At 41.8% G+C, this 20,264-nt stretch carries 16 protein-coding genes and 1 pseudogene; 13 read left to right on the forward strand and 4 right to left on the reverse strand.

Annotation, left to right across the window (positions count from 1 at the left end):
• Window positions 1-73: 73 nt before the first annotated feature.
• The 4 genes from WH223_RS10135 (at window position 74) to WH223_RS10150 (ending at window position 4,545) form a co-directional block, all read left to right on the forward strand.
• Entirely contained in the window at window positions 74-1,525 is a 1,452-nt protein-coding gene (locus WH223_RS10135) for a SusD/RagB family nutrient-binding outer membrane lipoprotein (RefSeq protein ID WP_340047504.1), read from the forward strand.
• A 32-nt stretch (window positions 1,526-1,557) separates the two neighbouring features.
• Entirely contained in the window at window positions 1,558-2,721 is a 1,164-nt protein-coding gene (locus tag WH223_RS10140) for a PepSY-associated TM helix domain-containing protein (RefSeq protein ID WP_340047505.1), read from the forward strand.
• Between the two features lie 33 nt (window positions 2,722-2,754).
• Window positions 2,755-3,432, forward strand: coding sequence for a LytR/AlgR family response regulator transcription factor (locus tag WH223_RS10145; protein WP_340047507.1), 678 nt, complete (start codon window positions 2,755-2,757; stop codon window positions 3,430-3,432).
• Window positions 3,433-3,498: 66 nt separating this feature from the next.
• Window positions 3,499-4,545, forward strand: coding sequence for a sensor histidine kinase (locus WH223_RS10150; protein WP_340047508.1), 1,047 nt, complete (start codon window positions 3,499-3,501; stop codon window positions 4,543-4,545).
• Window positions 4,546-4,554: 9 nt separating this feature from the next.
• Here the strand turns inward: WH223_RS10150 and WH223_RS10155 are convergent, their stop codons facing one another.
• Window positions 4,555-4,932 (reverse strand): YchJ family protein, encoded by a 378-nt coding sequence (locus tag WH223_RS10155; RefSeq protein ID WP_340047509.1) that lies wholly within the window; start codon window positions 4,930-4,932, stop codon window positions 4,555-4,557.
• 130 nt (window positions 4,933-5,062) lie between these two features.
• Here WH223_RS10155 and WH223_RS10160 point away from each other — a divergent pair, with 130 nt between their 5' ends.
• Complete coding sequence (locus tag WH223_RS10160; RefSeq protein ID WP_340047510.1) at window positions 5,063-5,563, forward strand: lipocalin-like domain-containing protein; 501 nt, start codon at window positions 5,063-5,065, stop codon at window positions 5,561-5,563.
• Window positions 5,564-5,702: 139 nt separating this feature from the next.
• On the opposite strand, the gene WH223_RS10165 is transcribed toward WH223_RS10160, so the two are convergent.
• Genes WH223_RS10165 through gyrA form a run of 3 tightly spaced genes read right to left on the reverse strand, consistent with a single transcriptional unit; the run spans window position 5,703 to window position 10,581 of the window.
• Window positions 5,703-6,851, reverse strand: a complete 1,149-nt coding sequence (locus WH223_RS10165; protein WP_340047511.1) for a tetratricopeptide repeat protein — start codon at window positions 6,849-6,851, stop codon at window positions 5,703-5,705.
• A 25-nt stretch (window positions 6,852-6,876) separates the two neighbouring features.
• Window positions 6,877-7,974 carry a tetratricopeptide repeat protein gene (locus tag WH223_RS10170; protein WP_340047512.1) on the reverse strand — a complete coding sequence of 366 codons (1,098 nt, stop codon included), beginning with the start codon at window positions 7,972-7,974 and terminating at the stop codon, window positions 6,877-6,879.
• A gap of 3 nt (window positions 7,975-7,977) precedes the next feature.
• Entirely contained in the window at window positions 7,978-10,581 is a 2,604-nt protein-coding gene (gyrA, locus tag WH223_RS10175) for a DNA gyrase subunit A (RefSeq protein WP_340047513.1), read from the reverse strand.
• Between the two features lie 375 nt (window positions 10,582-10,956).
• Here gyrA and serC point away from each other — a divergent pair, with 375 nt between their 5' ends.
• The 8 genes and pseudogenes from serC (at window position 10,957) to WH223_RS10215 (ending at window position 20,253) form a co-directional block, all read left to right on the forward strand.
• Complete coding sequence (gene serC / locus WH223_RS10180; protein WP_340047514.1) at window positions 10,957-12,024, forward strand: 3-phosphoserine/phosphohydroxythreonine transaminase; 1,068 nt, start codon at window positions 10,957-10,959, stop codon at window positions 12,022-12,024.
• 12 nt (window positions 12,025-12,036) lie between these two features.
• A complete protein-coding gene (locus WH223_RS10185; protein WP_340047515.1) occupies window positions 12,037-12,984 on the forward strand; it encodes a D-2-hydroxyacid dehydrogenase in 948 nt (315 codons plus the stop codon).
• Window positions 12,985-13,183: 199 nt separating this feature from the next.
• On the forward strand, window positions 13,184-14,497 hold the full coding sequence (locus WH223_RS10190) for an aspartate kinase (protein WP_340047516.1): 1,314 nt from the start codon (window positions 13,184-13,186) through the stop codon (window positions 14,495-14,497).
• Between the two features lie 20 nt (window positions 14,498-14,517).
• Window positions 14,518-15,678, forward strand: coding sequence for a diaminopimelate decarboxylase (gene lysA, locus WH223_RS10195; RefSeq protein ID WP_445265610.1), 1,161 nt, complete (start codon window positions 14,518-14,520; stop codon window positions 15,676-15,678).
• 146 nt (window positions 15,679-15,824) lie between these two features.
• Window positions 15,825-16,808, forward strand: a pseudogene (locus WH223_RS10200) (NAD(P)H-dependent glycerol-3-phosphate dehydrogenase).
• Window positions 16,809-17,711, forward strand: coding sequence for an oxygen-dependent coproporphyrinogen oxidase (gene hemF / locus WH223_RS10205; RefSeq protein WP_340047518.1), 903 nt, complete (start codon window positions 16,809-16,811; stop codon window positions 17,709-17,711).
• A gap of 21 nt (window positions 17,712-17,732) precedes the next feature.
• Window positions 17,733-18,986, forward strand: coding sequence for a M16 family metallopeptidase (locus WH223_RS10210; RefSeq protein WP_340047519.1), 1,254 nt, complete (start codon window positions 17,733-17,735; stop codon window positions 18,984-18,986).
• A complete protein-coding gene (locus tag WH223_RS10215) occupies window positions 18,976-20,253 on the forward strand; it encodes a M16 family metallopeptidase (protein ID WP_340047520.1) in 1,278 nt (425 codons plus the stop codon). The genes WH223_RS10210 and WH223_RS10215 overlap by 11 nt, the downstream gene beginning before the upstream one ends.
• The last annotated feature ends 11 nt before the right edge of the window (window positions 20,254-20,264 follow it).

Consider the following 20,264-nt stretch of genomic DNA (forward strand, 5'->3'; position numbering starts at 1 on the left):
GAAAATTTTGAACACGAAAATAAAAATAGGATTGCTTCTCCCAATTGCGGCTTTGTGTATGCATTCTTGTAATATGGATATCAATGACAACCCGAATCGACCAACCGTATCGACACCTGAGTTTTTATTGCCTCCGGCGATATTGAAGTTGGCGAACTATGAAACTGTTACGTTGAATGAATTGGGTTCTTTCTTCGGTGGATACTGGGGCAAGGCCAATGATGTCACTATCGGTGGCGGTGGCGCAACCAACTCTTACCTCGATATGATTATCAACTATAGCATCAGTGATGAGTTTGCAAATGCGATATGGGAAAACGCCTACACCAACATCTACAACTTGAAGCTTATCGAGGATGCACAGATCAACGAAAACCCAGCTTATGCAGGACTTGCCAAGATCATGAAAGGCTGGTACTTCTTACGCTTAGTAGATCACTATGATAATGTTCCTTTTTATGAAGCTTCGAATCCGAGCAACCCAACTCCGGTGTATGATAAAGGAGCTATCGTATATAAAGAGGCTTTAAATTTAATTACAGCAGGTGAGGACTTACTACGTGCTGCAGCCCTTAGCAGTGGAAAGAAGCCTGCGGCTGATGATATCCTGTTCAAAGGAGACCTTATCAAATGGCGCCAATTGGCCAATACACTAAAGCTACGTGCGTTAATACGTCAGAGTGAAGTTATTGCGGCCGAAGATGTGCAGAATGAGTTTAAGCGTATCGCCGAAGATGGTGTAGGCTTTTTGACTGCCGATGCTTTGGTGAACCCAGGCTATACGAGCAGCGCTGGGCAGATGAATGAGTTTTGGACGAGCTTTTACCGTACAACAAATGACAACGCTGTTGCGGCATACAACGGTTATAGACCTACTAGATTTTTAATAGCCCAGTATAAAGCCGTAAACGATCCGCGTTTGAAATCCATCTACGTTTCCGTTGCGGGCGACTATAAAGGGGTCGTGCTTGGGGCTGGTAATGACCCTTCACAGAATTTCGCTGTTACTTCTGCTTTTAAAGGACCAAAGGAGAATGCCGGCGTTCCTGCCGGATTGTTTAAGGCTGCCACACAGTCGGCACTTATCTTCTCGGCGGCAGAAAGCTATTTCCTTCAATCGGAGGCTGCTTTGCGCGGATGGCTGACGAGCGAAAGCACGGAAAGTCTGTACAACAAAGGTATTCAAGCATCCTTCAAATATATTGGTGTTTCGGCAGCCGACCAAGATGCCTACCTAGCACAAGAAAGCGTGAAGCTATCCAGTACGGGTGATAAGTTGACCCGACTGATCAGTCAAAAGTGGTTAGCCCTACAAGGGATAAACGGTGCGGAGGCTTGGAATGATTACCGTCGACTTGGTATTCCGAATGCGCCAGGCTCTTTATTGGCTGATGCGAATGGGAATGTACATCCGGTAAGGCTGCGTTACCCTTCTTCGGAGGTGAACAACAATAAAGCACAGGTGGTAGCGCAAGGAAATATTGTAGGAACAAGCGCTGCGTTTAAAGTTTTCTGGCAGAAATAAATAGGCCATACGTATTGAGATATAATTAGCACATGAAGAAATTTTGGAGAAACGTCCATTTATACTTGAGTATTATAGCAGGACTAATCTTTTTTGTAGAATGCCTTAGCGGATGCCTTTTGGTATTCGAAGATGAAATTACGCAGTTGACCTACCCGAAGCGCTTTTATACCAGCGAAACGGCAACAGCACGTTTACCGATTGATGAATTGGTAAACGTGCTGAACGGGCAACTATCGCCAGGAGAGCAGATTGCAGGGTTTACGGTTTATGCGAATCCTAAAAGAACCATGGAGGTTTCGCTAAAAAAGAAAGAAAAGAAAGCAGCCAAAGGAGCGACTAAAGAGAAAAGCGGACGCCGCGCCTCTGGCGAACAGCTTTATGTAAATCCCTATACGGGAGCTGTTACTGCACGGGTAAACCCGAATGATGGCACGTTCTTCAAAACAATGCTTAAAATACACCAGACCTTGTTATTGAATGATATCGGCAAGACGATTCTCGGAATATCAACCTTCATTGTATTGGTAATTATCCTTACCGGAATTATCCTCTGGTGGCCTAAAAACATGAAAATATTGAAGCATAGGCTGAAGTTGAAGACACAAGGAAGCTGGAAGCGCATAAACCATGATTTGCATGTTGTCCTTGGGTTCTATTGTTCATTCTTCTTGCTTATCTTTTTAGTGACGAGCCTTCCATGGTCGTTCAAATGGGCAAACGATGCGTTGTATACCATAACAAACTCTAAACCTGCAAAAAAGGAAGATATTAAGCTGGAAGCAGCAGGAGTGGAGCGCAATCACCTGACCTGGCAGCAGCTCCTTGATATCACCCAAAGTCGACTTCCTGAGGCACCATCATGGCGCCTTACCTACCAACGAGGGGAATTGACAGAACCTGTGCAGACATCAAGCCCTAGCACATCCGTATTGCATAGGAACGGTTTCGACCAATTGGCAATAAATCCATATACGGGTGTTATTATCAGCGAAAGTATGCATGATAAATCGCCGGGCGGATGGCAGTTGCGACGGTACATGAAGCCTGTACATACCGGTGCTATTGGTGGCATCCCGACGAAGGTTATTGCCTTTTTGGTATGCCTTATCGCAGCAACATTTCCGATTACCGGATTTATCCTTTGGCTAAATCGCACACGAAAATCGGAAAAACGAAAAAAAAGAATAAATTAGAAGTTATATAAAGGCTGCATTTATAGTAATAATATGATAAAGTGTTTAGTGGTAGACGATGAACCTAACGCACACCTTGTTCTAGAAAACTACATCAGAAGGTTGGACGGCGTGGTTATTGAAGGGAATGCCTATCATGTGGAGGAAGCAAGGGCATTACTGCGGGAGAAACAATTTGATCTTGTTTTCTTAGATATCAATATGCCTGAATTATCAGGTTTTGACCTCGTTTTATCTACTGAATATAAATTGCCTACCGTTTTGACGACGGCACATCCAGAACATGCCTTAGTAGCTTTTGATTATGGTATCCTCGACTATTTATTGAAGCCATTTTCTTTTGAGCGTTTCTCTAAGGCGATAGACCGATTCAAAAAAGGTCGAATAATAGATAACTTTACTTTAGCCGGCTCTATAGCGATGAAAGTGGCTGGAGAGCTGGTTAGTTTCGATATTAAAGATATCGTATACATCCAGAGCTGGGGTAATTACATTAAGCTGTTCACGCTAGAGGAAAATTTCATATGCTCCTCTACGACTAGGGAGGTCGAGCATAAACTACCACGCGACATGTTCGTCCGTGTCCATAAGTCTTACGTAGTCAATGTAAAATATGTCGAGAGTTTCGATATTGACTACGTCATCCTCACCAATCAAACGTATCTTCCTGTAGGCATAACCTATCGTAAGCTTCTCTCTGGAATTGTGTAGATTTGAATCGTACCATTTCAAAAGGTGAATGTGTATATTCGTACTGCTTACGTAGAAAATTTTTTAATGAGAATTGCCCCCTTCATAACACAGTCTGCTTGGCGACGGGAGTTACTTTTTTTCTTATTCCTTATTGCCGTCACTTTTCTGAATGCTCGCGAAGACTTCACGAGCGATCATGGCTGGGTGGACGGGATGTTTGTTTTCATCTTTCTATATCTACACGTACAAGCTAATCGTTTTTTCATCCTTCCGCTCCTCGATAAACGAAAATATATAAGTTATCTTTTCGCTTCGCTGCTGCTCGTCCTCGTCTTTACGGTGAGTGCCTTAATCAGTGATTACTATTTCACAAATGTCGGTTGGTATGATGATTTAGGTGCAAACAGCCTAGGCTACCTCGTTCGTTTCTACTTATTTTCTTTTGCCATGACGATCCCGTTGCTTGTGGCTATACATAGTTTGTTTAAGCAATATGACGAACAGCTGAAAAGGGAGCAGGACAAGGTATTATTGCGCGAGATGGAAATCAATTTGCTGAAGGAGCACACGAATCCGCATTTTATTTTTAATGCGCTAAATGGGCTTTATGGCTTAAGCCTCGAAAAACCAGAAAGGCTACCGGACAAGATTTTACAATTGTCGGATATCATCCGCTATAATGTGCAATGGAGTACCGTGAAATGGATTTCCTTGAAACAAGAATTGACGTATCTACGGCAGTATATTGATTTTGAATCCGACCGGAAAAGTAGCTATGTACAGGTAAGCGCTCGCTTGGAGCCCAACGTAGCGCTATTCGCTAAAAAAATAGCACCCATGCTGTTGATCTTCTTTGTTGAAAATGCCTTTAAGCATGTAGGGCGTGCCTCTTCAGGATGTTTTATTCAGGTAGACATGCAGTCAGATGGGGATTTCATACTCTTTTCTGTAGAAAATACATTCAGCAAGAATGCGTCTATTTCTTATGCGCTGCAAACAGGCATTCAAAATGTAAAAAGAAGATTGGAAATATTATATCCTACTAATTTCTTTTTAGATGTGCAGACGAAAGATGAGGTATATCGCGTTGACCTACGCCTGAACATAAACTCAGGAGTAGGCATCAGCTAAGCAATTACACTAGGAAAGCAAGCGTCCATCATAATAGTACCAGCAATCCCCTTGCTTCTTAAAGGTCGATTTCTCGTGGTGGATTTCTACATCGCCCGAAGGGCATAGATAATGTGCTTTAAACTCCACCGTTGCCGCCGTAGCCTGTATTATCTCGAGCTGCATCCATTTATTCTCCGCCGCCCATTGTGCTATAGCTGTTTTTTGTTGATACCTACGCACTTGCGGATGGTAGGTGTCGTATAAAAAGTCAATCAAACCTTTGGCAAAAGCACAGTAGCGCGCGCGCATTAGGGCTTCTGCTGTTTGTGCTGCCGATAATTGCGTGTGCACAAGTTCACAACAGCTATCATACGGTTTTCCTGTGCCACAAGGACATGTTTCCATTGCAATAAATCTTTAAAATGTTGAAGCTACAAAGGTAATGATAATCCATTTGTCATAATTGTGTTGAATAGTAAAAGCTTGAAAATATTAATAAACAATAAACGTTTTAAAAGAAACCAACACGAATTCTATGACCACACTAAAGGATGAATTAGTCGGAGCCTGGAAACTCCTGTCCTATATAGAAGTACCCATTGGAGGGTCAGACTCTTTATTCCCATTGGGAAAGAGCCCCCGTGGTTTACTTATTTATGCCCCAGACGGCTATATGTCTGTACAAATAGCAAAGGAGGGAAGACTTCCTTTCAAAAGTAATGATAAGCTAAATCCGGATGTGACCGAGATGGAAGCTGCTGTAAAAGGGTATTTAGCTTTTACAGGAAAATATAAAGTAGATAATAAAATGGCGATTGTACATTATGTAGTTTCGCATTCTTTATACCCAAACTGGGATCACAGCGTTTTATCGCGCAGCATAAACTTTGAAGGCGATGTTTTGTATATGAAATCTACAGAGCCTACCTTGTCCAACGGTCAACAGGTAAATTCTTACATGACTTGGCAACGTATGAGCGCAACGATTGAACATACGAACGAAGAAGAGGTTTACGAAGCATACCGTACGTTGTAAAGGTATTATTTATTAAGGGATTTCTAGGAGATGCCCCCTACAATTAAAAAAGCAAACGCCTCGGCATTTGCTTTTTCTTATTTAGTCAAAAAAAATGGCCACCTGTTTAGGTGGCCATTTTTATAAGCGTTCGTAAAACCTACAAAGCGTCGATTTTAGCTTTTAACTCATTAGATTTAGCTTCGTCTTGTTGGAAGTCATAGTAGCCTTTCAAACTTTTCAAAGCGTCAACATCTTTAGCATCTAACTCTACAGATTTCAATAAGTAAGGTAAAGCTTCTTTGATTTTCTCTTTAAGCTCCGTTACCTTACGGTTGTAATCATTGTTAGATAATGTTTTATCACCATTTAAAGCGTTTAATTTTTCACGTACACCATTGATGATTGTTGCTGCAGCATTTTTGTTTGCATCAGCATAGTTAGGGTCGATAGCAACTGCTTTTTTGTAAGCCTCAACTGCTTTATCATTATTTTCAGCTGCTGAATAAGCGATACCTAAATAGTAGTATAAAGACTTGTTGTTTGGATCTTTTTGAATTTGTGCTTCGATATCATTGATAACTTTACCTTCTTTACCAGCAATAAGGTTAAGTTCGATATTTTGAACAGCGGCATCTTTATCTTCAGGATAATCTTTAGCCGCTAATGCTGCATACTCTAAAGCAGAAGTTGTATCTTTTAAAGAAAGGTACAATTTCGGTAAATCAACAACGATAGATTTATGTGCAGAAAACTCTTTTACAGGCACAAGAAGCTTGTATTTAGCTACTGCGTTTGTGTAGTCATGATTCTGGATAGCTGCCAATCCGGAGTAGTACGTAGAAGTAGAGTCTCCAGGGATGTACGTTAATACCTTATCAAACTGCTCGTATGCTGTTTTGAAGTCTTGTTTTTCCCAAGATGCAACACCTTGGTTGAAGTTGTATTGTCCCAACATTTGTGATGCTGTAGCAATATTACTTGCATTTTTACCTTCTTTATCAAGCTCTTTAGCTTTAGCGATAGCATTTGTAGCTTTCGTTGCTGCATCAGCTAAGTTATCCAATGTTGCGATATTCGCATTTACCAAAGCGTAGATTGTCCATGTTTCAGGATCATCTTTAGTTTTATCATGAACGATAGCCAAATCAATAGCTTCCTGTGCGGAAGTCAAGTTTGATTTTCCTAATGCCGCAGAGCCAGCACCTTTTAATTCTTCAAATTTCTGTAAACTACTTTTCGCTTTCCTTAAGTTATTAGTCTGCGCAAATGTAGCTGTACTACCTGCTGCAACAAATAGGGAAAACATTATTGCTTTTTTTAAAATCATATTTTTAATTATTTGAAAGTTGATTTAATAATAAATTTACGCGATCTAACTGTGCTAAATCACCAGATTTCTCGTAATACATCGACAGTGATTTTAATGCATTAACATCATAAGGTCGTATTTCGTTTGCTTTCAGCAATAAATTTTGCGAATAATATTGCGCTTCTGTGTTACTGCCGTCTTTTAAGAAATCACCTAAGAAGATTAACCCTAACGCTAAATTAGCTTCGTAATTATTCGGATTAAGTTGTAGTGTTTTTTGGTAGTATCTTTTAGCAACCGCTACACGCCCCATCGTTTCATTCGCATAACCAGCCAAATAGTTCAAATCGACATTCTCTGGTTCGTATTTTATAGCTTCATCAATAATAGGAACGATAGCTTCGTAGTTATTATTGTGTGCAAACTCTTGAATAAGGTTCAATAATACCGTTTTATTACCTTTAAATTTGCCGCGAGCGGTTTCTAAGGTGTTAAGCAGCGAATTTTCATCGCCCAATTTACGGTATACATCAGCCAATTCAAGGTATACATCTGCGGAAGCATCCGACTGCGCTATTACCGTGCGGTAGTAGCCTACAGCTTGATTATACTGCTCGCTTTGTACAGCTAGTAGGGCTAAGTTATAGGTTACATCCACATGACCAACCTCTAGGTTTTGCACCTTGATGTAATTCTCATAAGCCGTTTTAAAATCTTTCTTTCCAAGCGCCTTATTCGCATTCGTAATGTGTGCAGCTGCTAAATTTTGCTTCACATATTTCATTTCCGTAGAATAACGAATTAGATCTAAAGAACGTAACTTATTCATTGCTGAATAAGTTACATCTATAGGATCTTTAGGGCCCTTAATTGTCCGATTAGAATCGGCATAAGCCAAGGAGCTATAAATCAATGCGCGTTGCACATTGACTTTAGCACTCGTTGAATCTCGTTTATTCTGATAGCTTGCATCGTTAAACTTTTTGGCCGATTCAAGATTTTTCAAATCGCCAGATTTAGTATACAAGGCAAAGCTATTACTACTTTCTTTATAGTTGGATTGTGCCATTCCCGCTAGGGAAGAAGCCATTAAAACACCAAAAAGAACCGATTTTCTCATATGTTATTCTTCGTTATCTGTCGCCTCAGTCGAAGTAGACTCCGTAGATTCTCCATTTTCAGTAGAACCTTCCGCTGCCTCTGTGCCTTCTGTTGCTTCTGCACCCTCAGCACCTTCCGCTAGTTCTTCATCCTCTTCGTGTTCTACTTTCGTGATAGACGCAATAGCATCACTGTCATTCAAGGTAATTAAACGAACACCTTGCGTTGCACGTCCCATGATACGAAGGGTATTTAAACCAATACGAATCACTATACCAGATTTGTTGATGATCATTAAGTCATCCGCATCTGTCACCCCTTTGATTGCGACAAGTTCACCCGTTTTATCCGTTACATTAATTGTTTTAACCCCTTTACCACCACGGTTTGTTACGCGGTAATCTTCGATATCAGTACGTTTACCGTAACCTTTTTCTGAAACCACCAATACCGTAGTCTCTGGGCTATCAATAGCAATCATACCAACCACTTCATCTTGCTCAGAAGCTAGTGTGATACCACGTACACCCGTTGCTGTTCTACCCATTGGACGAACCGTAGACTCGTTGAAACGGATAGCACGGCCAGAGCGTAACGCCATAACCACTTCACTTTGACCAGTTGTTAAACATGCTTCTAATAGCTCGTCACCCTCGTTAATGTTAATCGCATTGATACCATTAGCACGCGGACGGGAGTAAGCCTCTAAAGATGTTTTCTTGATAGTACCTTTTTTGGTACACATAATGATAAAGTTGTTCTCTAAGTACTCTTGATCTTTCAAGTTAGTAACCTTAATAAAGGCCTTGATTTTCTCCTCCTTAGGAACATTGATGATATTTTGAAGCGCACGACCTCTTGAGGTACGGCTACCTTCCGGAATTTCAAAAGCACGAAGCCAGAAACAGCGACCTTGATCCGTAAATAGGAGTAGGTAGTTGTGTGCCGAAGCCGTGATAATATGTTCCGTAAAATCTTCATCACGTGTGGTAGAGCCAATAGCACCTTTACCACCACGTCCTTGACGACGGTATTCCGTCAATGGTGTACGTTTTACATAACTGTTGTGTGATATCGTAATAACGATTTCCTCATCATCGATGAAGTCTTCCATACGCATATCTTCAGCCGAGTGTACAATCACAGAACGACGCTCATCGCCAAATTTCTCTTGAACTTCGATTAATTCATCTTTGATGATTTTCATACGAAGATCTTCATCCGATAAAACTAGTTTCAAGTAGTCGATTGTTTTCATCAACTCGTTATATTCTTCTTTAATCTTATCGCGCTCTAGTCCTGTTAAACGACGTAACGTCATATCAAGGATAGCACGTGCTTGAATATCAGATAAGCCGAAACGCTCCATTAATCCTACACGCGCTTCTTCTGGTGTTTCAGAGCTACGGATTAATTTAATAACTTCATCTAAGTGATCTAAAGCAATTAAATATCCTTCTAGGATATGAGCACGCTTCTCAGCTTCCGCTAATTCATATTTTGTACGACGTACAACCACCTCATGTCTATGCTCCACAAATTCGTGAATCATATCCTTTAAGTTCATCAACACCGGTCTTCCTTTAACTAAGGCGATGTTGTTTACCGAGAAAGAGGTTTGTAATGCCGTATACTTATATAGGTTATTTAAAACAACATTCGCATTGCCTTCACGTTTGATTTCGTAAACGATACGCATACCGTCACGGTCAGACTCATCACGAATGGTAGAAATACCTTCAATTTTCTTTTCATTCACTAATTCAGCCGTACGCTCAATCATGTTTGCTTTGTTCACCTGGAACGGAATCTCCGTTACGATGATACACTCGCGACCATTTTTCAACGTTTCAATCTCTGCTTTACCGCGCATCACAATACGTCCACGGCCAGTCTCAAAGGCATCTTTAACACCGTTGTAACCATAGATGATACCACCAGTAGGGAAGTCAGGACCTTTTACGTGCTGCATTAACTCAGCGATCTCGATATCACGGTTGTCAATGTAAGCATTGATACCGTCGATTACCTCCGTTAAATTATGCGGCGCCATATTGGTCGCCATACCTACGGCAATACCAGAAGCACCATTCACTAACAAGTTAGGAATACGCGTTGGTAAAACAGAAGGCTCCTCTAAAGAGTCATCAAAGTTAAGTTGGAAGTCTACCGTATCTTTATTGATATCCGAAAGAATCTCTTCGGCAATCTTTTTTAGACGAGCCTCCGTATAACGCATTGCCGCTGGTGGATCACCATCGACAGAACCGTAGTTACCTTGTCCATCTACTAAAGGGTAGCGCATGCTCCAATCCTGCGCCAAACGTACCATCGCGTCATATACGGATGAGTCACCATGCGGGTGATACTTACCCAGTACGTCACCGACAATACGCGCTGATTTTTTATAAGGCTTACTACTCGTTACTCCTAAGTCCAACATACCATACAAAACACGTCTGTGTACGGGTTTCATACCATCTCTTGCATCGGGCAAGGCACGCGAAACAATCACCGACATGGAGTAGTCAATGTAGGCGGACTTCATTTGGTCCTCTATGTTAATAGGTATAATCCTGTCGTTAGCAGGCATAAGATTGTTTTCGTTCTCTGTCTCTTCAGCCATATTAAAATTTGGTTTCGATAAAACTTAATTAGGTACCTCCGAAAAAGTACACACATTGCAGGCGAAGATACAATTTTTTTCCGTCAAACAGGAAGGAAAAGCCTTGAATATTCGCTAAAATCATTCACTTACAAGAGGATAAATAAAGCTTAAGCTTATTTGGTTTTTCTAGTAGGAAACCGATGTGCTATATAAGTAGGTTTAAATCGCTTTCCTTGTGTCATATTTTTATAAAAATAAAGAAATGCTTGTTTCTTTTTTAATAAATATAGGAAAAACATAAAGAATTTTAAAAATTGTTCTATTTTTGCTTTCGTTGATTCTCAATATCGTATTGGGGTCGCATTATTTTACTTACAATTAATTTTTCAAACGATGAAGCATAATTTTGGGGCAGGACCATGTATCCTTCCAAAGGAAGTATTTCAAGAGGCAGCGCAAGCAGTATTGGATTTTAATAATTCGGGCTTATCCATTCTTGAGATATCTCACCGTTCCAAAGACTTCGAAGAGGTTATTGCAGAGACGGAATCTTTAGTACGTGAGCTATTACATGTTCCTGCAGACTATTCTATTTTGTTTTTACAAGGCGGAGCGAGTCAGCAATTTGCAATGGTACCTATGAACTTATTGCCTGAGGGCGCGAAAGCTGCCTACTTAGATACAGGCGTATGGGCATCCAAAGCGGCTAAAGAAGCAAAGAAAGTAGGACAAGTTGAAATTGTTGCTTCTTCATCGGATAAAAACTACAACTATATTCCAAAGGTATACAATGTACCTGCTGATGCGGCATATTTTCACTATACATCAAACAACACCATCTACGGAACGGAAATTTTTGAAACACCGAAAGTAAATGTACCGTTGGTTGCTGATATGTCATCCGATATTTTAAGCCGTGAGATCAACGTTGCTGATTTCGACTTAATCTATGCTGGAGCACAGAAAAATATGGGCCCTGCGGGCTTAACTTTGGTTATTGTTAAGAATTCTTTATTCGGTAAATCAGGACGCACCCTTCCAACGATTTTCGACTACAAAGCACACGCTGATGCGGGTTCTATGTATAATACTCCACCAGTTTACTCGATCTATGTATCGATGTTGAACCTACGTTGGTTAAAAAATAAAGGTGGTGTTTCTGTAATCGAGCAGGAAAACATTATCAAGGCACGTACCTTATATGATGAGATTGACCGCAATCCATTCTTTAAAGGCACGACTGTAGAGGAAGACCGTTCCCGTATGAACATTACGTTCGTGATGGACACACCAGAGCAAGAGGCTGCTTTCTTGGCTTTAGCGAAAGAAAGAAACCTAATCGGTATCAAAGGACACCGTTCTGTTGGAGGCTTCCGTGCATCGGTATACAATGCTTTAACATTAAGCTCTGTGAATGCACTTGTAGATGCCATGAAAGAATTCGAAGAAAAAAATAAATAAGAAATTTAAATAATGAGAATATTAGCAAACGATGGTATCGACGCTGTAGGCAAGCAGCTTTTGGAAGCAGTAGGCTTTGAAGTCGACACCAACCATATACCGCAGGATGAATTGGCGGAAAAACTAAACGCTTACGATGCCATCACGGTACGTAGCGCTACAAAAGTAAGACAAGCGTTAATCGATGCTTGCCCTAATATCAAAGCCATAGGTCGCGGTGGTGTTGGTATGGATAATATTGATGTTGATTACGCGCGTTCTAAAGGTATTGCCGTGATCAATACGCCAGCAGCATCTTCTTTGTCTGTAGGCGAATTGGTATTCTCTCACTTATTGAATGGCGTTCGTTTCTTATATGATGCGAATCGTAAGATGCCTGTTGAAGGAAACACAAATTTTGCAGGCTTGAAAAAAGACTATGCAAAAGGAGTGGAGCTTCGTGGTAAGACGATTGGTGTTGTCGGTTTTGGACGTATCGGTCGCGAAACAGCGAAAATCGCTTTAGGCTTAGGTATGGATGTTATCTATACAGACCTTTTCGAAGGACCAGCGACATTAGCTTTGACTTTGTCTGGCGGATTGGTTGTTGATGTACCGGTAAAACAAGTGGCTTTTGAAGATTTGTTGAAAGCGTCAGATTTTATTTCGTTACACGTTCCTTTCTTGGATAAACCAGCGATTGGCGCTGCAGAGTTCGCCTTATTGAAAGATGGTGTTGGTCTTGTTAATGCTTCTCGTGGTGGTGTGATCGATGAGTTAGAACTTATCAAAGCATTGGATGCGGGCAAAGTAGCTTTTGCAGGTCTTGATGTATTTGATAATGAGCCTACTCCACGTCAAGAGATTTTGCAACATCCACGTATTTCGTTAACGCCACACATTGGGGCAGCAACAAATGAAGCGCAAGAGCGCATCGGTGTCGAGCTAGCGACATTGCTTATTGAGACGTTAAAGAAGTAGTACTTCCGCATAAAAAAATATGCGGCACAGAAGCTTTATAGCATTTGTGCCGCTTTTTTTTTGGTTTGTAAGCAAGAAATCTTGATTTTTGGATTTTTAAATAAAAAAATGACAGAAACAGAATACGTATTGTTGGGTCAGCATAAAGAACCTTCATTCAAATATTCCGTTTCATCAACCTTAACTAAAATAAATACAGATGAAAATTTTGAAATTTGGCGGTACCTCCGTAGGTAGCGCTCAGCGCATAAAAGGATTGCTCGATATCGTGAATCCTGCAGAGCGTCAAATTGTAGTGCTTTCCGCAGTGGCCGGCACAACAAATGCTTTAGTAGAAATAGGACAGGCTTTTCTTGCAGACAAGAAGGACCTAGCTTTACAGCTTACAGAGCAGCATAAGGCGAAATATGAGCTGTTAATTCAAGAGCTTTTCACGACAGCCGAAGGCTTAAGTAAAGCAAAACATCTGATAGACTATCATTTTAACTACATCGCCTCTTTGGGCAACGCTCGTTTTACCACAGTAGAGGAGCGTGCTATATTGGCACAAGGAGAGTTGTTGTCGACGACCTTATTTCACTTCCACTTGGAAGAAATTGGCGTTCCTTCAGTATTGCTTCCTGCTTTAGACTTCATGAAAATTGATGAAGATAATGAGCCTATCGTTGATTTCATCGGTGATAAATTGAATAACCTACTAGCGATATCGCCAAAAAATACCTTATTCATCACGCAAGGTTTTATCTGTAGAAACTCCTTCGGAGAGATCGACAACCTACGTCGTGGAGGTTCCGATTATACGGCATCTTTAATTGGTGCGGCTATCCGCGCTGAGGAAGTTCAAATCTGGACAGATATCGATGGCATGCACAACAATGACCCACGTATCGTTAAAAATACATCGCCGATTGCCAACTTAAGCTTCGATGAGGCTGCCGAATTGGCTTATTTCGGGGCTAAGATTTTGCACCCACAAAGTGTGTTTCCAGCACAGCGCTACAATGTGCCTGTACGTTTGTTAAACACGATGGATCCGCAAGCTGCAGGTACATTAATCAGCAAAGATGGTGGCAACAAAGGCGTAATTCGCGCTATTGCGGCGAAAGACGGTATCACGGCTATCCACATCCATTCGTCACGTATGCTGTTGGCTTATGGATTCTTACGTAAGATTTTTGAAATCTTCGAGCGCTATAAAACACCAATCGATATGATTACCACTTCGGAAGTAGCGGTATCCTTGACGATTGATGAAACAAAATACTTAGCGGATATCATCAAAGAGGTAGAAGATTTTGGTACGGTACGTATCGACAACGAGCAAACTATTGTTTGTGTTGTTGGTGATTTCAGTGCGAATACACACGGCTATGCTGCACGCGTATTGGATGCTGTAAAACACTTACCTGTACGTATGATTTCTTACGGTGGTTCTGACTACAACGTTTCTATCCTTTTAGATAGCGAGCACAAAACAGAAGCATTAAGATCATTACATAACCGTTTATTTTAACGCTCAATCCGAAAAATATGTTGTTTACACAAGCGCAACAAGAAAGCGTAAAAGCGTTAGAAACGCCATTCTACTATTATGATATGGCTTTGCTCGCGGAAACATTGGATCGCGCGAAAGCGGCGGCCGACAAAAGGAATTTTCATGTGCATTATGCCTTGAAAGCCAACTTAAACGACCGTGTATTGGCTTTAATCCAGTCTAAAGGCTATGGTGCCGACTGTGTTAGTGGCAATGAGGTACAGAAATCTATCGATACTGGCTTTTCACCGAGTCAAATCACCTTTGCAGGTGTTGGTAAATCTGATAAAGAAATCATCTTGGCTTTGCAGCAGGGTATTTTCGCTTTCAATGTGGAGTCTATCCAGGAGATGGAAATCATTAATGAGTTAGCGGCAGGCTTAGGCGTTCGTGCGAATGTATCGTTGCGCATTAATCCAAATGTTGACGCCCATACACACCACTACATCACAACGGGATTGGATGACAACAAGTTTGGCGTTCCTACCTCCGAGTTGGAGCGTGCTGCTTCCGTTATCCGTCAGGCTAGCCATGTAGACCTTATCGGTTTGCACTTCCATATTGGTTCACAAATTACCGACTTAAACGTATTCAAAAGTTTATGCGTGAAAGTAAATGAGTGGAAAAACTGGTTTGAAGAGCGTGGTACGGCTATTAAAGTCTTAAACGTTGGGGGAGGACTCGGTGTTGACTATCAGCATCCAGATGAAAACGCCATTCCAGACTTTGAAGCTTACTTTGATATTTTTGACCGTTTCCTAGAAAGAAGTGCGCAACAAGAGGTACACTTCGAACTGGGTAGAGCATTGGTCGCACAATGTGGATCGCTCGTCAGCAAAGTGTTGTACACAAAAAGCGGTATCAAGAAGAACTTTTTGATTCTTGATGCCGGTATGACCGAGTTGATGCGTCCCGCATTATACCAAGCCTACCATAAAATTGAGCGTGTAGATGCGAACACATCAGCGGAAGAAAAGCTGTATGATGTGGTAGGGCCTATCTGCGAGAGCTCAGATTGCTTTGGCAAGGAAGTACCCCTTCCAGCTTCGGAGAGAGGCGATTTAGTCGCTATACGCACGGCAGGTGCCTACGGCGAAGTGATGGCTTCTCGCTATAATTTACGCGATGAAATACGTTACGTATTTAGCGATCAATTCTAAAATATAGTAGTCAAAGGCAGTTCCTCAGGGAGCTGCCTTTCTTCTTCGTAGACAAGGCTATCCGAACTCCCCTTAAATGTGTATATTTGCCAGTTCAAATAGACGATGATTTTATAGATATGGAGCAGTTCGGACCTAAGGTAGGTATGATAGGCAGCGGTAGTTGGGCGACGGCAATGATGAAGATGCTTGGCGACAATACGACGGAGAAGCAATTACTATGGTGGATACGTAAGGAACAAGACTTGGAGCATGTACGCGAATACAGGCACAACCCGACTTATTTACGTGCTGTAGAACTTAAAGTAGACCCAGCAAACCTTTTCTTATCGGCTAAAGCTGTCATTCAAGCTTCGGATATCGTTATCTTGAACACACCTTCAGCCTATCTAAAAGCAGCCCTAGCAGATGTTGAGGCGAAAGATTTCGAAGGAAAAATTGTCGTTTCAGCTATCAAAGGCATTGTCCCTGGTGATAACCTCATCATCGGTGAATACCTCGCTAAAAATTATAATATCCCAACAGAGAATATTGTTGTTGTCGGTGGGCCATGCCATGCCGAGGAAGTTTCTTTAGAGAAGCTTTCCTACCTTACGCTAGCGGCCAAAGATAGCAGCAAAGCAAATTGCGTATCCAGCATCCTCAAAGGACGCTACATCAAGACCATCATCTCTTCCGACGTGTTCGGTGTGGAGTATGGCGCTGTCTTGAAAAATATATATGCACTGGCTTGTGGTATGTGCCACGGTTTAGGCTTCGGTGATAATTTTCAAGCCGTGATGGTATCCAATGCTATCCGCGAAATGGAGCGTTTCGTATGCGCCATTGATCCGTAATAAAGTATATATATAAACGACTCGGTATACCTAGGCGACCTATTGGTTACGGCTTATTCACAGTTTAGCCGCAACCGCACCTTCGGTAATATGATTGGCAAGGGCTATACCGTACAATCGGCACAGCTAGAGATGAATATGGTTGCCGAAGGCTATTATGCCTCTGCGTGCATTCAAAATGTCATTAAGCAGCATGGTTTAGACATGCCTATTTGCAATATGGTCTACCAAGTGCTATACAATAAACAGTCTGCCTTAACAGAAGTAAACCGTCTGACTGAAAAATTATCTTAAATGAGTATAACAAGAGAAAGCATTGCCCAAGCCTATCAGGCTATTCAAGATGAGATTACAAAAGGATTAACAGCATTAGATGGAAAGTCTACCTTCGTCGAAGAGTTATGGAATCGCGAAGGAGGTGGTGGCGGAAGAACCCGCATCATTCAAGATGGAAATATCCTAGAAAAAGGGGGCGTAAACTTCTCAGCCGTACATGGTCAATTGCCGGAGGTAATAAAAAAGTCATTCGGCGTAGACGATGATCAATTTTTTGCGACAGGCGTATCCATTGTTATCCACCCTAATAACCCATGGGTACCTATTATCCACATGAACATCCGTTACTTCGAGCTGAATGAGGAGGTACGTTGGTTTGGTGGAGGTATCGATTTAACACCGCACTATGTGCAAGAAGAGGATGCACAGTTTTTCCATCAGCAATTGAAAGACGTGTGTGATCAGCATCAGCCTAATTTCTACAACGATTTTAAAACCTGGGCCGACAATTATTTCTTCATCAAGCACCGTCAGGAGACGCGTGGTATTGGTGGTGTATTTTATGATAAATTGACGCCAGAGAAGACAGGTCTATCATTCGAAGAGATCTTCAACTTCTCTTGCGACCTAGGCCGCAGCTTTGTGGGCATCTATACCGAGTTGGTAAACCGCAACCGCGAGCGTGCTTTTGGAGAGCGCGAGAAAAACTGGCAATTGCTACGTCGTGGCCGCTATGTAGAATTCAACTTAGTTTATGATTCAGGCACACGCTTCGGGCTGGAAACAAATGGACGCATCGAGTCTATATTGATGAGTCTGCCGGCACAAGCCAATTGGGCCTACGATTTTAAACCTGAGGCAAACTCCTTAGAAGAAAAAACCCTTTCTCTATTAAAGAAAGACATCAACTGGATTAAATAAATAGCTTACTAAAAGAAGATAATGATTAATTATCAAAGATTTGTACTCGAAAACGGATTGCGTGTTTTAGTCCACGAAGACCATACAACTCCCATGGCCTGTGTCAATGTTTTGTATGACGTTGGCGCACGTGATGAATCGCCAGAAAAAACGGGTTTTGCCCATCTTTTTGAGCACCTCATGTTTGGAGGATCCATCAATATACCTAGTTATGACACGCCACTTCAAGAAGTAGGCGGTGAAAATAATGCCTTCACAAGTAACGATATCACAAACTATTATGTGACGCTACCTGCCGTAAACCTGGAGACAGCGCTTTGGTTGGAGAGCGACCGTATGCTAAGCTTAGCTTTCAGTGAGCAAAGCTTAGATGTTCAACGTAACGTCGTTATCGAAGAATTCAAGCAACGCTACTTAAATCAGCCATATGGCGATGTGTGGCTAAAGCTACGTCCATTGGCCTATAAGGAACATCCATACCGTTGGGCAACTATTGGTAAGGATATCCAACATATTGAAGAGGCTACCATGGAAGATGTAAAAGCTTTCTTCAAGAAATATTACATACCCAACAATGCTGTCCTTGTGATTACAGGAGACGTTAAAACGGAAGAGGTAAAGGCATTGGTAGAAAAATGGTTTGCCGATATACCTGCGGGTATCAAAACGGAGCGTAACCTACCGCAAGAGCCTGTGCAAACAGAAGCTAGAAGAGAAGAAGTAGAGGGTGATGTGCCTGTAAGCAGTATCTACATGGCTTTCCATGGCCCAGACCGTTTGCATCCCGACTACCCAGCGATGGACTTACTATCCGATGTACTGTCGCGCGGAAGCTCTTCACGTCTTTACCGTGCTTTGGTAAAAGACCAGCCGCTTTTCAGTGAAGTTAATGCCTATTTGATGGGCTCTATCGATACCAATCTTTTTGTGGTGGAAGGAAAGCCATTACCACATGTTAGCTTGGCAGAGGCTGAAGAATTGCTATGGAGCCAACTCGAAATCATTAAAACAGAATTGGTGGCCGAGGCTGAATTGCAAAAGGTGAAGAATAAAATTGAATCTACTTTGGTATTTTCTGAGCTTTCCATTTTGGACAAAGCGATGAACCTTGCTTTCTATGAAGGATTGGGCGATGCCCAGCTTTACAATACTGAAGTGAGCAAGTACGAAACCATCAGTTCAGAAACCATTAAAAGAGTGGCTGCGGATCTTTTCAGAAAAGAAAACTCATCTACTTTAATTTATCACGCAAAGCCCAACGAAGATGCTGAATAGAACCGAAGCTCCACAGCAGCATAGCATACAAGATATTGATTTAATCCAACCCGAGGTTTTAACTTTCGATAATGGATTAAAGGTTTTTATTTTTCGCGCAGCGGAACAATCCTTAATCAAAGCGGAATTTGTTTTTAACAACCTATTCGCTAGCGAAGAAAACCCACTACTGAATACCTGCTTAAGCAGTATGCTTAAAGAGGGTACGAGTAGCCGTAGCAGCGCGCAGATTGCTGATGATGTAGATTTCTACGGTGCTTATTTAGTACCAGAATATAGCTATGATCACAGTTCCATCACCTTATACAGCTTACAGAAGTACGTTGCGCAGGTGCTGCCTGTTGTGCAGGACATACTGACAGATGCAATCTTTCCGGAGGCCGAATTGGCGACGTATATCCGTAACAATAAGCAAAGTCTACAGGTGTCTATGCGTAAGAATGATTACGTGGCTCGTAAGCGCTTTTATAAAGCGTTGTTCGGCGATACCCGCTACGGTATTACCCCTACGGAAGAGGCCTACGATAACTTAAGCCGAGAAGACCTGATTAGCTTATACCGCAAACAGGTTCAGCCGCAAAACTGTACGTTGATCCTTTCGGGCGGTGTAACAGATGAAATATTAGCGCTTATCCAGGACCTGTTTGTTCAGAACTGGCCTAATACAGCAGATGCAAGTACGCAGACGGCACCAACGCTACCGGCTTTTGAAGGTAAACTTCATATTGAGGAGCGTGAAGATGCCCTGCAAAGTGCTATCCGCATCGGTATTCCATCGATCAACCGTACACATCCCGACTTTCCGGCTTTACAATTTGTAAACACCCTTTTTGGTGGTTATTTCGGCTCGCGCCTGATGCGTAACATCCGCGAAGAAAAAGGATATACCTACAGCATTGGTTCTGCTTTGGCAAGTTTACGCCATGGTGGCTTCTTTACGCTGGCAACAGAGGTAGGAGTAGACGTAACGGCTGATGCACTGAAGGAAATTGAACAGGAGTTCAACATCCTCAACGATAGCCTAGCTCCTGAAGAGGAAGTAGCGCTCGTTAAGAATTATATGCTAGGCACCATGCTCGGCAGCCTTGAGTCGATCTTCTCGCATGCCGATAAGTATAAGTCTGTTTATTTCTACGGATTAAACTTAGACTATTACAAGCGTTATACAAGTACAATACGAGAGATGACGCCAGCAAAAGTACAAGAGATAGCAAAACAATATTTCCAATACGATAAGATGTATAAAGCTGTCGTTGGTAAGTTGTAAGCACTTCTAAC

Origin of the sequence: Sphingobacterium sp. MYb382 (genome assembly GCF_037572665.1) — a bacterium.
GTDB lineage: Bacteria > Bacteroidota > Bacteroidia > Sphingobacteriales > Sphingobacteriaceae > Sphingobacterium.

Excerpts from the sequence above, each read along its gene's own strand:
- WH223_RS10145 (WP_340047507.1), top strand. The coding sequence starts at position 2,755 with ATGATAAAGTGTTTAGTGGTAGACGATGAACCTAACGCACACCTTGTT.
- WH223_RS10135 (WP_340047504.1), top strand. The coding sequence starts at position 74 with ATGGATATCAATGACAACCCGAATCGACCAACCGTATCGACACCTGAG.
- serC (WP_340047514.1), top strand. The coding sequence starts at position 10,957 with ATGAAGCATAATTTTGGGGCAGGACCATGTATCCTTCCAAAGGAAGTA.
- WH223_RS10210 (WP_340047519.1), top strand. The coding sequence starts at position 17,733 with ATGATTAATTATCAAAGATTTGTACTCGAAAACGGATTGCGTGTTTTA.
- WH223_RS10165 (WP_340047511.1), bottom strand. The coding sequence starts at position 6,851 with ATGTTTTCCCTATTTGTTGCAGCAGGTAGTACAGCTACATTTGCGCAG.
- WH223_RS10190 (WP_340047516.1), top strand. The coding sequence starts at position 13,184 with ATGAAAATTTTGAAATTTGGCGGTACCTCCGTAGGTAGCGCTCAGCGC.
- hemF (WP_340047518.1), top strand. The coding sequence starts at position 16,809 with ATGAGTATAACAAGAGAAAGCATTGCCCAAGCCTATCAGGCTATTCAA.
- gyrA (WP_340047513.1), bottom strand. The coding sequence starts at position 10,581 with ATGGCTGAAGAGACAGAGAACGAAAACAATCTTATGCCTGCTAACGAC.
- WH223_RS10185 (WP_340047515.1), top strand. The coding sequence starts at position 12,037 with ATGAGAATATTAGCAAACGATGGTATCGACGCTGTAGGCAAGCAGCTT.
- WH223_RS10160 (WP_340047510.1), top strand. The coding sequence starts at position 5,063 with ATGACCACACTAAAGGATGAATTAGTCGGAGCCTGGAAACTCCTGTCC.
- WH223_RS10140 (WP_340047505.1), top strand. The coding sequence starts at position 1,558 with ATGAAGAAATTTTGGAGAAACGTCCATTTATACTTGAGTATTATAGCA.
- WH223_RS10170 (WP_340047512.1), bottom strand. The coding sequence starts at position 7,974 with ATGAGAAAATCGGTTCTTTTTGGTGTTTTAATGGCTTCTTCCCTAGCG.
- WH223_RS10150 (WP_340047508.1), top strand. The coding sequence starts at position 3,499 with ATGAGAATTGCCCCCTTCATAACACAGTCTGCTTGGCGACGGGAGTTA.
- WH223_RS10155 (WP_340047509.1), bottom strand. The coding sequence starts at position 4,932 with ATGGAAACATGTCCTTGTGGCACAGGAAAACCGTATGATAGCTGTTGT.
- WH223_RS10215 (WP_340047520.1), top strand. The coding sequence starts at position 18,976 with ATGCTGAATAGAACCGAAGCTCCACAGCAGCATAGCATACAAGATATT.